Raw genomic sequence first — 11827 nt, 5'->3', positions numbered from 1 at the left:
CAGGCCGGGCCACGCGGCATACCGCGACGTGCCGGTCCCCCCTGTCAGTGCCACGGAGGATGCTGGGCGACATGACGACCTTCAACGATGATGACCTCACCGATGCCGAGTTCCGCGAGTGCGACCTGACCCGGGCTCGCTTCGTCGGGGTGGTGATGCAGGACGTGGAGATCGACGGACTGATCCGCAATGTGGTGATCAACGGTGTCGAGGTGTCCGGCTATGTCGAGGCCGAGCTCGACCGGCGTCACCCAGTGCGGCTGCTGATGCGCTCCGGCGACCCGGCCGATCTGCGGATGGCCCATCAGCAGTTGCGGGCGCAGTGGGCCATCACCGTGGACCGGCTGCGTGAGATGCCAGCCGGGACAGAGCACGAGAGCGTCAACAGTGAGTGGTCGATGACCCAGACCCTGCGCCACCTCGTGTTCGTGCACGACTCGTGGTTCCGGCGCTGCTGCCTGGGCTCGACCGCGCTGTTCACGCCGATGGGCCTTGGCCCCGAGTTTGTGCCTGACCAGCAGCGGCAGGGCCTGGACCCGGACGCGGCCCCCGAGCTCGCCGAGGTGCTGGCGGTGCGCGAGGAGCAGGGCACCGAGTTGGCACGCTGGCTGGAGACGGTGACGACCGAGGACCTCGTGGCTCCGGCCCCCGTGCCCGAGGGACCCGGATGGCCGCCGTATGCCGTGGGCAAGTCCGTCCTGGAGTGCCTGCAGGTGGTGCTCAACGAGGAGTGGGCCCACCACGGTTTCTGTGTGCGGGATCTCGACCTGCTGGCCAGGGTGGAGTCGTGACCCGGTGAGCTCAGGGCTCAGGCCGTTGGGCGCACCGCCACGAGATTCATCACGGTCTGCGACAGCACGACCTCGTCGTGCTGGTTGAGCAGCTCGCACTTCGTGACGATCAGCCCGCGGTCGGGCTTGGAGCGCGACAGCCTCGTCTCGAGGGTCTCGGCCCGCAGCCGCAGCGCATCGCCCGGACGGACCGGCTTGGTCCACCGCACCTCATCAGCCCCGGGTGACGCGAGCGACCCACTCGTGGTCAGGTAGTGATCGGCATAGAGCCGCATGAAGACCCCGATGGTCTGGATGCCGCTGGCGATCAATCCGTTGAACGGTCCGGTGGCAGCCCACTGCGGGTCGATGTGCATGCGCTGGGGGTCATAGGTGAGCGCGAACTCGACGATCTCCTCCTCGCTCAGCGCGATCGAGCCGTATTCGCGCACGTCCCCCACCGTGTAGTCCTCGAACCAACGGTCAGAGCGAGGCGTCTCGAAGTCCTCGCGCAGGGACTTGGTCGTGCTCCACGGATCAGTCGTCATGGGTCCATCGTGACTGATCAATCCTGCCGGCCGCCGAGAGGCCCACGGACAAGCGCCACCGGCCGCCAACAGCGGGTGCTTGGATGCAGGCATGACACAGCCCACTGAGGAACAGCACGTGGTGTCCGCTCGGCGCGAGGTCGCGGCCAGCGCAACGGCGATCTTCGACCTCATCGCCGACCCAGCTCAACAGCCGACCTGGGATGGCAACGACAACCTGGCGCACGCTGCCCCCGGGCAACGAGTGCACGCCGCCGGTGACATGTTCGTCATGAGTCTGACCAACGGCAAGGACCGTGAGAATCACGTCGTGGAGTTCGAGGAGGGTCGCCTCATCGCCTGGCTGCCAGCCAGTCCCGGCGAGGAGCCGGCAGGACACGTGTGGCGTTGGGAGCTAGAGCCCATCGACGCCTCCCGCACGTCGGTGACGCACACCTACGACTGGAGCAACCTCACGGACGAGAACCGCCTGGCCCGCGCACGGGCGACCACCGTTGAGTCGCTCGAGGCGTCACTGAGTCGGCTCGCTCTCCGCGCGGAGGGCAGCGCGGACTGAATCGCCGGGGTCAGTTGCCCCGCTGAGCCATGTGGTGAGACAGCCCACCGAGGGGCGCGTCGAGGGCCCGCTGTGCATCCTCCGCCGAGATCACGCCCCGGGTCTGCAGATCCCGTATGCCGAGGCGCAGGTCCTCCTCGACCGCTCGGCGTTCGTCCATGGGGACCTGGTCAACCGCCGACGAGATGGTGGCCCGCCGACTGGCGGCAGCACGATCCTGGGTGGAGAGCTTCTCGGCCCGGCTCGGGCGCGGACCCTCGCGACTGGCGATGAGGAGGACGAGACCTGCTAGGGCCGTCGCGATGATCGGAGCCAGCAACAGCCAGGGTCGGTCGACATCCGGGTCTCGGCCAGCGCCATACCCGAGCGCGGCGGTCACACCTCCCAGCACCAGCGCATACAACCCCAGCCCTCTGCTGCCGCAGGAGGGAGCAGACGAGAACATCACCTTGATCGCCAGGGGGACCAGCAGCAGGTCACCGATCAGGAAGATCAGGCTCGCCCACGGCAGCCTGTCGGGCCGGTCGACGGGGACTATGCCGAACCGACTGCCCATGAGGAGAGCTGACCCGAAGATCGGGGCGCTGAGCACGATCACCAACCCGAAGGCCAACCAGAGCTGGGGAGATGCGGTGTTTGCCTGGCTCCATGGCCCTCAGGACTCCGCGATTCCCCTGCCAGGCGGCGAGCTCAAACTGCTTCCACCGCACCGGAGTCCCGGGCTGCACATTCGTGGCCCACTGCGCGGCCCCTCCCACCGGGTCCTGTGACGTCACCGGCCCAGCTCCGTCCATCGCATCAGCCCAGTGTGCCTGCCCGGTCGATGTCACGATTCACCCTTGCCCCTCACACTGCGGAGACTCGATCAGCCGGTACGGAATGCCAGGCACCCGGAGCGATCGGACGACCGGGATACTGTTCCACCCGGGCCACACTGCACCCGATTCGGGCCAAACGAGAATTCCGTCAATGACTGAATCAACCTGCGTCTCGAACTGATCCCCGAGTCCTGAGCGACGCTCCTCGTACCAGCCGATCTCCGCCCGGAGTTCGGCGAGGGACTCGGGGTGATACCTGACGTCGAGGCTCAAACCTGCCTCGCGGCGCGATCTGCCGCGAGTAGTTTCCTGACCTCGTCTCGAGGAACGCCCTGCACCCGTCCCGTGACGACGTCGTCGACGCGCCGCGTGATCTCGGTCGTCCACCGTCGATGGATTTCGGCAGGATCAGACGGCTCATCCAGGCTGGCCAGCAACTGGCTGGCCACCTCGGCACGCTCATTCACCGGGAGTGTCAACGCCAACTGCGTGATCTCTTCGATTCCGGCTTCCATGCCATAACTCTACGCCTGCACCACATGGGTTCTCTTTGGAACAGGGGACTGTCGGTTACTCCGCGAAGTCGATCGTCCCGTCGCGGCGCCCCGCCTCTCCGAACAGAGTGAAGGCGCAGCCAGCGACGACGAACCACCCCGCGCCCAGGACCAGTGCCAGCCCCAGGGGCGGCCAGACCTCCCTGACGACACCGTCAACCTCGAGCACGCGGATCGCCTCGAGCCCGTGGGTGACCGGGAGCACCTGGGCCAGCGCCTGGAGCCAGTTCGGCCAGGTCGTGACCGGCACGGTCGCCCCGCTCAGGAGCATCACGACGAGGACCGAGAGGTTGGAGACCACGTTGCGCCAGCGCGGGCCGCGCAGGACGACCGCTGCCAGGGTGAGGGCGACGGCATACATCGAGACCGCAACCACGGCGAGGGCCGGCACCAATAGCAACCCTGCACCGAGTGACCAGGTCACGCCGAAGAACGGCCCCACGGCGAGAAGGACGATGGAGCCGGTCGCGACACCGCTCGGCAGCCACTGCAGGGACCGGCCGACGAACACCGGCCACAGGGGACCCGGTGCCGCCGTGAGCAGGGCCAGTGTGCCGGTGCGCCGCTCCCAGGTCGTCGACGGGATGGCCATGAAGCACTCGGTCACCGTCGCCATCACGGCCTGACCGACGAACAGATAGATCACGGCTTCCCGGCTGCCGAGCAGCGTGCCGATCAGCGCGAAGAAGATGACCTGCATGATGATCCTGCCCAGCCACCCGACGGTCCAGGTGAACGGGGTGTAGATCGTGCGCAGGTCCGCCAACGCACCACGCGCCGCCGCAGTGATGACGCGTGCTGTGCTCACCCGACCACTGCTGACCCGACCACTGCTGGCGTGCATCGTGGGCTCAGGCATGGGCCAGGCTCCCGGTGGTGCGCACGCGGCGCAGTGCCCGGTGCAAGAGGTGGTGGCTGAGAGCGAAGCCGACCGCTCCCAGCACCACGATCACCAGGACCCGGACCACCAGGTCCTCGACACGGTCCGTGGTCAGGCTGTCCCGGAACAGGTCGGAGGACCACGACAGGAACACCACCCGACTCAGCGGCTGCAGCCAGTCGGGCAGCAGCGCCACCGGGACGAGGACCCCGCCGAGCACATAGAACGGATAGCTCAGGGAGTTCTGGAAGGTGCGTGCCGACCGGGCGAGCACGAACACCGAGGCCATCACCCCCGCCCATCCGGTCATCGCGACCGCACTGACCACCACGGTCAACGCAAAGACGACCGGGTGCGTGATCGTCAGCAGCTCGCCGGTGAGCCACCAACCGGTCAGCCAGCACTCGACGAACGCCAGCAGGGCGAGCGAGGTGACGGCGCTGATCCGCCCGAGCATGACCACGTCGAAGCGCCCCGGGGCCGCGAGCAACCCCTCGAGCGAGCCGTTCTCCCGCTCCCGCGTGATGAGCTCGCCGGAGGTCTGCAGGGACAGTCCCCACAGCGCGATGAGGGCGGGTGCCAGGACGCCATAGGACGTGAGGTCGCCGCGGCCAGCGTGCTGGAAGATCGTGACAAAGACGACCGTCTGCAGTGGCGCCAGGATGAGGGTGAGGAACCAGTCGGGGTTGCCGCGCATGCTCCACAGCTGCATCTGCCACCCCGCGAGGAAGACGCGCATCAGACCCCCATGCCGCGGTCGCTGCCGTCCCGCTGTCCGAGCAGTCCCAGATAGACGTCCTCCAGGCTCGGGGGTCCCGTGGTGATCGCGGTGTGACCACGTCGCAGGACTGTCTCCACGACGGTCGCGACGTGCTCGGGCGGGACCACCAGATCCGTATGCCGAGCGCCCCCGTCGTGCGTGGTGCTCACCTCGGGGATCGCCTGGGTGAGCGCCAGGGTGAGCGCGTCGTGCTCACTCTGCGAGAGGTCATGGATGCGGATCCGCACGCCACCCTCGACCTGGATGGCTCGGATGGTGTCCGGGGTGCCGCTGCCGACGATCCGTCCGGCGTCGATGAATGTGACGGTGTCGCACAGCACCTGGGCCTCGGCCATGTCGTGGGTGGTGAGCAGCACCGTCCGTCCCTCCCGGCGGAGCTCCTCGATGAGCACGCGGAACTCGTGAGCCGACACGGGGTCCATCCCCACGGTGGGTTCGTCGAGCAGCAGCACCGGCGGGTCAGCGACCAGTCCACGAGCCAGGTGCAGGCGTTGCTTCATGCCCCGAGAGAAGGTCTCGACCAGCTCGGTCGCGCGGTTGGCCAGGCCCAGCCTCTCCAGGAGCGCCTCGACCGCCGCGGGGGTGTCACGTCTGGGGACACCGTTCATGGCGCACCAGAACTCAAGGTTCTCCCGGGCGCTCAACCGGCCGTAGAGGCCGCGGTCGCCACCGAAGACGATCCCGATCAGCCGGCGCACCTGGTCAGATTCGCGCGCCACATCGCACCCGTGGACGGTCAGTCGCCCTGAGGTGGGGGTGAGGACCGTGCTCGCGATCCGGCACAGGGTCGTCTTGCCGGCCCCGTTGGGTCCGAGCAACCCGTGCACCAATCCTGTCGCGAGCTCGAGGTTGATGCTGTCCAGCGCCGTTCGGTCCGGGCCACGGCGGACCCGGAAGGTGCGCGTGAGGGAGTCAGCGTGCAGGGCGAGATCGGTCACGACCCCACTGTCCAGTCATCCTCCTCTCCTGATGTAGTCAATAATGCGTAGGTGACGGTGATGCAGCAGTCGACAACGCACCAGGAGTGCCGGGAACTGTTGTTGACGTGTCGCCCAGCCTGGCGGGCCGGTCACGGGGACGAGGCGTGGGCCGCGCTGGCGAAGGCCGAGGCCCTGGCCGCGGCAGATCCGGAGCTGCCGGTGGAGGTGCTCGCGATGCGTGCCGGACTGCACCTGCTGGCCGAACAGTTCGCTGAGGCCGTCACGTGTGCCCAGGCAGCCATCGCACGCGGCGAGCACCTGATCGCTCAGACATCCGGCGCAGATGGGGAAGCGATCGCTCAGGCCGTTGCGGACGCTCGGGTCACGCTGGCAGCCATGGCGCAGGGCGGTCCCTATCCCGCCACCATCACGACCACGCAGTCAGCGTTGATCGTGCTCGACCAGATCGCCCGCGACCCCGATCTGGCCGGCACGAACACCACCTCCCGAGCCATCAACAACGCTCTGGTCATCAGGCTGGACGGTCTCCGAGAGGTGCTTGACACCACCGAGGGCCAGGTGGAGGCCTGGGTGCGGGTCAGCGAGGCGCGCACCCTGATCCGAGGCTGTTCCGATCCCGGCACCGTGCTGCGGCAGGCGGTCGATCTCGGCATGGACTGCGCCCAGTGGGAGCGCGCCTGGAGCAGTGCCCAGGAGCAGATCGCCGACGAGACCGACCGCAACGAGCTCATCGCCGTCCTGGCCAAGGCTGCCCTGCTGGCGTGGCACCGGGGCGACCGCGAACTGGCGGCCGACCTCGGTCAGCGAGCGCGCTCCCTGTCGGTGGCGGTCGATCACCCGTGGGTGCGCACCTATGCCTATCTCGGCGGTGTCGTGGCCGCCGCCTCAGGGGCGGGCGTTCTCAATCGCGCCCTCACGGCATACGCACGGTGCACCACTGGTGAGGGGCACGCCAGCCGTCCCCACCGGGCCTGGCTGGCTGGGTGGGTCGCTCTGGAGAGCGGCCACGACGTCGACCGGGTCGAGGAGTTCCTCCACCTCACACTGCCCGGCGGGCTCCGTTGGGCGGGGGACGGTGCCGCGCTCGTCCTGGCCGACGTGCGCGGGCAGGACGTCGACCCAGCCATCGCGCAGCAGCTCGTCCGCGACCCGGGCGCTCTGCCGTTCCGGGCGCGCGTGCACCTGGCGATCGCCCGCACGCTGCGTCGGCAGGGCCGTCCGACGGCTGCGGCTGTCGAGCTCGGTCGTGCCCGGTCGCTCCTGGCCGGCTGGCCAGGTTGGCTGCTGGACCAGGTTGAGGAGGAATGCGCGCTGGTCGAGGAGCCCGTGCGTGCCACCCCGGCACAGCGCCGGGTGCTCGACCTGCTGGCCGAGGGGCTGAGCAACAGGGAGATCGCTGACGTCCTCGCCCTGAGCGAGCGGACCGTCGCGGTGCATGTCGCGGCTCTGCTCAGATCAAACGATCTGGGCTCTCGGACGGCCCTGCTCGCTCGGCACCTTCGCGCCGCCGTGCGGAGTGGCTCCGGGTCGTGACACGCCCACCGTTCGGGTGATCGCGACCTGCATCAACCCCTGCTGCGGCGGAGCGCGGCCACTCCGACAGCCGTCACGGCCCAGAATCCGCTGACCGACGGCATGGCGACCGCACCCGCCGCACCGGTCGCAGTGAGGACGGTGCCCGCCACTTGCTGGGCAGCGACGTCGCCATTCGACTCCGCGGATCGGAGCAGCCGTCCGCCGAGCCAGAAGGTGGGTGCCATCGCCAGGAACCAGAAGGCGGTGGCCTTGTCGCCATGATCTGGCACGGTGCTGACCACCCCCTCCCGGGCGATGTCGCCGAGCGCGGCGCGATAGACGCCCGCGCCGACGGCAGCGTGCGCGACGCCCAGGAACTGCAGCCACCAACCAGGTGACCGGCGGGCCAACTCTCTTGGGCGACTGCGGGTCTCGGTGCCGCGTCCTCGCGACCATGTCGTGACGGCGGGTGCGTCCACGGGTCTCCTCAGGTGTTCATCGATCGTGGTCTGGTGCTGTTCCTGCCACGGACAGGCCGAGGCCCGTGCGGATGTCCGGCATGGCTGGCACCCAGCCGAGCTCAGCGGTGGCCCGCGCGTGCGAGACACACATTGACGTGTCCAGCATCAGACATCCCAGATAGGGCACGAGCAGGCGAATCACCCGACCCGGCACGGAGATCGGGCGCGGAGTGTGGTGTGCCTCAGCGACGGTGTCGAGGAACGTTTGCCAGGTCACCGGTGCGTCATCGACGACGTTGTAGGCCTGGCCGTCCCGGCCACGCTCCAGCGCGTCCACCGCGGCCTCGGCGGCGTCATCCACGTGCACGAAGCAGGCTGTGCCGGACCGGCGCCACGGGCGGATCGGAGCGTGCTTGCGCAGCAGGTCGGCGAAGGTGTCGCTGAACGCGCGCGGCCCATAGAACATCCCGTAGCGCAGCGCGATCCCGTCGATGCCCTCGGCGTCGAAGACCTGGTGCTCGGTGGCCGCACTCGCCGTTGCGACCAGATCACCCACGTTGCCGACCGGCTCCCCGAACGCGTCGTCCTCGGTCAGCACGCGCGCACCGTGGTCTCGGTAGCCGTACCCGGTGATGAGTGACTGGGTGACAAACCGGCGTGCGCCCATCACGCGCGCAGCGGCAAGCAGGTGCGCGGTGCCGGCACGGCGCAGCGCCAGCGTCGGATCGTCAGGGCGCAGCAGGCGCCCGGCGTTGCGCAGAGCGGTGGCCTGGTGCATGACAGCATGCGCGCCGATCCCGTCGACGGCCCGCAGGAGTCCCTCCCGGTCCATCACGTCGGCCACGATCGGCACCGCGCCAGCGTCGGTGATCCGCTCGCGGTCGGCCGGGTTGCGGATGATCGCCAGGACCTCGTGGCCCCGCGCGGCCATCGCGGCGAGCAAGGGGCCGCCGATCGCCCCGGTCGCCCCGGCGAGCAGCACCTTCATGACGCCCCGCCGAGGGTGATGCGCACGACGACTGGCGTGGTGCCCAGCAGGCGAATCGATGACTCCAGAGCCTTCGCGTCGAGGCGTCGCAACCAGCCGAAGTTGGCGAGAATCTGCGCGAGGCGCTGGTCCGGGTTGTCGTCGGGGAGCACCTCGGCGATGCCACGACTCCAGGTGCGACCGATCTTGACGCGGACGCCGGGGGTGTCTCGCAGGTTGCGGACGTAGTGCGCGGCCTCACCGCGAGCGGCAATCAGCCAGAACGTGTCATCGATCAGTCCGTTCCCGACCGGAGTCTGCCGCGGCAGACCGGTGCGCCGGCCCGTCGTCTCCACGAGCGCGAAGGCGTTCGGCGCGACGCCGAGCCGCAGCAGCAGACGCATGCCCCTCTTGACCACCTGGTCGTCAAGCTGGCGGATGATCGCCGCGCGGCTCGGGCGACGCCGGCTCAGGGGGTGGCGGCTCGGGAGGTGGCGGTTCATGCTGCTCCTCCCGACCCTGGGTCGTCGGTGACGAGCGTGGCGATCCCGTCCCGGTAGGTCGGCCACCTCGGCGCCCACCCCAGTTCGTCGCGCGCCCTGGCATTGCTCGCCCGCAGACCGCCGGTCATGATCGCCTTGGCGTAGGGCGTCGCGCTCAGCAGCCAGGAGGGCATCACGAGCGGCCTTGGGGCACCCAGGGCAGCTGCCGTCGCGGTGATCAGATCGGAGAAACTCACCGGCTCGTCGTCAACGATGTTGTATGCCGCTCCGCCAGTGCCGCGCTCGAGCGCGGCAACGGTTGCGGTGGCCGCATCCTCGATGTGGACCCAGGGCTGCACGCCACCTGAGCGGATCACCGGCATCCGCCTGCGGCGGACCGCGTTCACGAGCGTCTCCCCTGCGGCGCCGGGACCGTAGAACAGCCCGTAGCGCAGGGCGACTCCCTGCACGTTCGTGGCCCCCAGCACCTGGTCCTCGTTGGAGCGCATCGCGGCCAGATGCTCCTCGAACCGGCCGCGGCCTGGCGGTGCGAACTCGTCGTCCTCGGTGAGCACCCGGCCCCCGAAGTCGCCGTATCCGTAGCCGAACACCATCGACTGGGTGACGAAGCGGACTGCGCCGATCCGCTCCGCCGCCACCAGCAGGTTCGCGGTGCCCTCGGTGCGCAGCCGGTTGGTTGCGGTCAGGTCGTTGTGGGTCATGGGTGACTTCTTCATCGACGTGAGTTGTGAGATCACGGCGTCACCCGAGAGCCCCTCGAGGGCCGCCAGGAGCGCGGGCTGATCCAGGACGTCGACCTGCAGCGGTGTCGCTCCGGCGGCAGTCAACCGCGCCCGGCCGGTTGCGGACCGGTGGATCGCTGTCACGTCGTGACCGGCCGCCTTCAGCTGCTGCACCAGGGGCAGTCCGATGGCGCCGGACGCACCAGCGAGCAGCACCTTCATGACCTTCCCTCCGACCCGAGGAACCCGGACAGCAGGTCCGCCGCGGCCTTCACGAAGCGGTCTTCACCGACTCCGGAGGGGTGGGCGCCGAACAGATCGGTCATCAGCCAGTAGTGCACGACCGCACCCTGCAGGACGACCGCGACGGCTTCCCAGTCGGTGGTTCCGGTGGTTCCGGCGGGATCGTCAGCCAGGTCAGCAAGCATCGCGACAGCCTCGGCATGAAACCGCCCGATCTCTTCCGTGCCGAACCGCTGCAACAACTCGGGGAAGGACTCCAGCCCCCGGAACAGCAGCCGACTCACGTCCCGGTCCTCGTCCAGCCGGCGCAGCCCAGCCGTCACCACCGCCGCCAGTTGCTCGGCCGGAGACTGCGGCGCGCGGGTGGTCAACTGGTCGGCCAGCTCGTCACCTCCGGCGAGCAGCCGGTTCATTCCCGCGGTGAGCAGTTCCTCCTTCGACCGGAAGTGCTTGTACAGACTTCCCGAGCCGGGTGAGAGTCCGGCGGCGGCCTCGATCTGCGCCACCGACGTCGCGGCATAGCCGCGCTAGCCGAACAGACGCATGCCCTCCGTCAGCAATCGATCCCTCGTCGATGTCATGTCACCAACGTAGCAAGTAACCACTTGCTTGCCCAGGGCTTTTCTGGTCCCCAGGAGCTGAGGAGGTGCGGGCCTTGATCACCAGCCCGACGCGTCGACGACCTCCTGCACGCCGAGCGCGTCGAGACGCTGGGGGGCTGCCAGGACCTCGAGCCGCACGATCTGGTCGCCCACGATGTCGAAGGCCATGACCGATGCGACTCGTCCGCGCATCACGGCTGCGACGCCGGGTCGACCCCCGATGAGGATCGGGATCGAGTGGGCGGCGAGACGACCGGACAGCACCGCCTGCTCGGCGATGGCGTCCGCACCTTCGACGAGCTGGGTGGCGGTGCCGTAGTCGGCATGCAGAACGGCACCATCATCGAGCAGCGAGAGGAGGGCGCCGATGTTCCCGTCCTGGGCGGCGGCCAGCCACGCCTCGACGATGCGCCGCCCCTGCTCCCGGCTCGGGCGTGCTGGCTCCTCGGCACCACGCACCCGCCGGCGGGCACGTGACGCGAGCTGCCGGGCGGCCCCCGGTGAACGCTCGAGCACGGTCGCGATCTCCTCGAACGACTGCCCGAAGACGTCGTGCAGCACGAACGCGATGCGCTCCGAGGGGCTGAGCTGCTCCAGCAGGATGAGCAGCGCGATGCTCACCTGATCACCCTGGGCAATGATCTCCGCAGGGTCCGCCGCGACCGCGACCGGTTCATCCGCCCACGGCTCCACCTGCCAGGAGTGCTCGCGCGTCCGACGCGGTGCCCGCAGCAGGTCCAGGCTCACGCGAGACACGACAGTGGTGAGCCACGCAGCGAGGTTCTTGATGCCTGCGGCATCGGCTCGCTCGAGGCGCAACCACGTCTCTTGCACCGCGTCGTCTGCATCGGCGCTTGAGCCGAGCAACTTCGTCGCGATGGCGTGAAGCCGCGGCCGCTCGACCTCAAACCGTCGCGCGAGAATTCTTCGATCGGTCATGTCACATCCCTTCGGTGTCACTCGTCA

General features: G+C 69.0%; 15 protein-coding genes and 1 pseudogene. 4 read left to right on the top strand and 12 right to left on the bottom strand.

Annotation, left to right across the window (positions count from 1 at the left end):
- The first annotated feature begins 71 nt into the window (after positions 1 to 71).
- Positions 72 to 791 carry a DinB family protein gene (locus NF556_RS00505; RefSeq protein WP_252593554.1) on the top strand — a complete coding sequence of 240 codons (720 nt, stop codon included), beginning with the start codon at positions 72 to 74 and terminating at the stop codon, positions 789 to 791.
- Between the two features lie 17 nt (positions 792 to 808).
- Here NF556_RS00505 and NF556_RS00500 read toward each other — a convergent pair whose 3' ends face one another.
- Positions 809 to 1318, bottom strand: coding sequence for a MaoC family dehydratase (locus tag NF556_RS00500; RefSeq protein ID WP_252593553.1), 510 nt, complete (start codon positions 1316 to 1318; stop codon positions 809 to 811).
- Between the two features lie 91 nt (positions 1319 to 1409).
- Between NF556_RS00500 and NF556_RS00495 the strand changes: the two genes are divergently transcribed.
- Complete coding sequence (locus NF556_RS00495; RefSeq protein WP_252593552.1) at positions 1410 to 1874, top strand: SRPBCC family protein; 465 nt, start codon at positions 1410 to 1412, stop codon at positions 1872 to 1874.
- Between the two features lie 10 nt (positions 1875 to 1884).
- Here the strand turns inward: NF556_RS00495 and NF556_RS00490 are convergent, their stop codons facing one another.
- Positions 1885 to 2430, bottom strand: a complete 546-nt coding sequence (locus tag NF556_RS00490) for a hypothetical protein (protein WP_252593551.1) — start codon at positions 2428 to 2430, stop codon at positions 1885 to 1887.
- Between NF556_RS00490 and NF556_RS00485 the strand changes: the two genes are divergently transcribed.
- Positions 2429 to 2644 (top strand): hypothetical protein, encoded by a 216-nt coding sequence (locus tag NF556_RS00485; protein ID WP_252593550.1) that lies wholly within the window; start codon positions 2429 to 2431, stop codon positions 2642 to 2644. The genes NF556_RS00490 and NF556_RS00485 overlap by 2 nt on opposite strands.
- Positions 2645 to 2961: 317 nt before the next feature.
- Here NF556_RS00485 and NF556_RS00480 read toward each other — a convergent pair whose 3' ends face one another.
- Genes NF556_RS00480 through NF556_RS00465 form a run of 4 tightly spaced genes read right to left on the bottom strand, consistent with a single transcriptional unit; the run spans position 2962 to position 5845 of the window.
- The gene (locus tag NF556_RS00480; protein WP_252593549.1) at positions 2962 to 3207 is read right to left on the bottom strand and encodes an addiction module protein; all 246 of its coding nucleotides are present in this window, start codon (positions 3205 to 3207) and stop codon (positions 2962 to 2964) included.
- Between the two features lie 55 nt (positions 3208 to 3262).
- Positions 3263 to 4105 (bottom strand): ABC transporter permease, encoded by an 843-nt coding sequence (locus NF556_RS00475; protein ID WP_252593548.1) that lies wholly within the window; start codon positions 4103 to 4105, stop codon positions 3263 to 3265.
- Complete coding sequence (locus NF556_RS00470; protein WP_252593547.1) at positions 4098 to 4865, bottom strand: ABC transporter permease; 768 nt, start codon at positions 4863 to 4865, stop codon at positions 4098 to 4100. Before NF556_RS00470 ends, NF556_RS00475 begins: the two co-directional genes overlap by 8 nt.
- On the bottom strand, positions 4865 to 5845 hold the full coding sequence (locus tag NF556_RS00465; RefSeq protein ID WP_252593546.1) for an ABC transporter ATP-binding protein: 981 nt from the start codon (positions 5843 to 5845) through the stop codon (positions 4865 to 4867). Before NF556_RS00465 ends, NF556_RS00470 begins: the two co-directional genes overlap by 1 nt.
- 60 nt (positions 5846 to 5905) lie before the next feature.
- On the opposite strand from NF556_RS00465, the gene NF556_RS00460 reads away from it, so the two are divergent.
- Positions 5906 to 7381 (top strand): helix-turn-helix transcriptional regulator, encoded by a 1476-nt coding sequence (locus NF556_RS00460; RefSeq protein WP_252593545.1) that lies wholly within the window; start codon positions 5906 to 5908, stop codon positions 7379 to 7381.
- 32 nt (positions 7382 to 7413) lie between these two features.
- Here NF556_RS00460 and NF556_RS00455 read toward each other — a convergent pair whose 3' ends face one another.
- The 6 genes and pseudogenes from NF556_RS00455 to NF556_RS00430 all read right to left on the bottom strand — a co-directional run bounded on the left by NF556_RS00455 (position 7414) and on the right by NF556_RS00430 (position 11800).
- Entirely contained in the window at positions 7414 to 7842 is a 429-nt protein-coding gene (locus tag NF556_RS00455; RefSeq protein WP_252593544.1) for a DUF6463 family protein, read from the bottom strand.
- 16 nt (positions 7843 to 7858) lie between these two features.
- Positions 7859 to 8812 (bottom strand): NAD-dependent epimerase/dehydratase family protein, encoded by a 954-nt coding sequence (locus NF556_RS00450; RefSeq protein WP_252593543.1) that lies wholly within the window; start codon positions 8810 to 8812, stop codon positions 7859 to 7861.
- Positions 8809 to 9294, bottom strand: coding sequence for a nitroreductase/quinone reductase family protein (locus NF556_RS00445; protein WP_252593542.1), 486 nt, complete (start codon positions 9292 to 9294; stop codon positions 8809 to 8811). Before NF556_RS00445 ends, NF556_RS00450 begins: the two co-directional genes overlap by 4 nt.
- On the bottom strand, positions 9291 to 10238 hold the full coding sequence (locus tag NF556_RS00440; RefSeq protein ID WP_252593541.1) for an NAD-dependent epimerase/dehydratase family protein: 948 nt from the start codon (positions 10236 to 10238) through the stop codon (positions 9291 to 9293). The genes NF556_RS00445 and NF556_RS00440 overlap by 4 nt, the downstream gene beginning before the upstream one ends.
- A pseudogene (locus tag NF556_RS00435) lies at positions 10235 to 10774 on the bottom strand (TetR/AcrR family transcriptional regulator); the annotation flags it as partial. The gene NF556_RS00440 and the pseudogene NF556_RS00435, both read right to left, overlap by 4 nt.
- 144 nt (positions 10775 to 10918) lie before the next feature.
- Complete coding sequence (locus NF556_RS00430) at positions 10919 to 11800, bottom strand: sigma-70 family RNA polymerase sigma factor (RefSeq protein ID WP_252593539.1); 882 nt, start codon at positions 11798 to 11800, stop codon at positions 10919 to 10921.
- Positions 11801 to 11827: the final 27 nt, after the last annotated feature.

The sequence above is a fragment of the Ornithinimicrobium faecis genome (assembly GCF_023923225.1).
GTDB lineage: Bacteria > Actinomycetota > Actinomycetes > Actinomycetales > Dermatophilaceae > Ornithinicoccus > Ornithinicoccus faecis.
The sequence above is the reverse complement of the archived record's forward strand: the minus strand, read 5'-3'. Positions and strand labels throughout refer to the sequence as shown.

Bases quoted from the DNA above. Each gene is read 5' to 3' on its own strand.
- NF556_RS00490 (WP_252593551.1), bottom strand. From the start codon at position 2,430: ATGGGCAGTCGGTTCGGCATAGTCCCCGTCGACCGGCCCGACAGGCTG.
- NF556_RS00475 (WP_252593548.1), bottom strand. From the start codon at position 4,105: ATGCCTGAGCCCACGATGCACGCCAGCAGTGGTCGGGTCAGCAGTGGT.
- NF556_RS00430 (WP_252593539.1), bottom strand. From the start codon at position 11,800: ATGACCGATCGAAGAATTCTCGCGCGACGGTTTGAGGTCGAGCGGCCG.
- NF556_RS00500 (WP_252593553.1), bottom strand. From the start codon at position 1,318: ATGACGACTGATCCGTGGAGCACGACCAAGTCCCTGCGCGAGGACTTC.
- NF556_RS00480 (WP_252593549.1), bottom strand. From the start codon at position 3,207: ATGGAAGCCGGAATCGAAGAGATCACGCAGTTGGCGTTGACACTCCCG.
- NF556_RS00495 (WP_252593552.1), top strand. From the start codon at position 1,410: ATGACACAGCCCACTGAGGAACAGCACGTGGTGTCCGCTCGGCGCGAG.
- NF556_RS00440 (WP_252593541.1), bottom strand. From the start codon at position 10,238: ATGAAGGTGCTGCTCGCTGGTGCGTCCGGCGCCATCGGACTGCCCCTG.
- NF556_RS00505 (WP_252593554.1), top strand. From the start codon at position 72: ATGACGACCTTCAACGATGATGACCTCACCGATGCCGAGTTCCGCGAG.
- NF556_RS00450 (WP_252593543.1), bottom strand. From the start codon at position 8,812: ATGAAGGTGCTGCTCGCCGGGGCGACCGGGGCGATCGGCGGCCCCTTG.
- NF556_RS00485 (WP_252593550.1), top strand. From the start codon at position 2,429: ATGAGGAGAGCTGACCCGAAGATCGGGGCGCTGAGCACGATCACCAAC.
- NF556_RS00460 (WP_252593545.1), top strand. From the start codon at position 5,906: ATGCAGCAGTCGACAACGCACCAGGAGTGCCGGGAACTGTTGTTGACG.
- NF556_RS00445 (WP_252593542.1), bottom strand. From the start codon at position 9,294: ATGAACCGCCACCTCCCGAGCCGCCACCCCCTGAGCCGGCGTCGCCCG.
- NF556_RS00470 (WP_252593547.1), bottom strand. From the start codon at position 4,865: ATGCGCGTCTTCCTCGCGGGGTGGCAGATGCAGCTGTGGAGCATGCGC.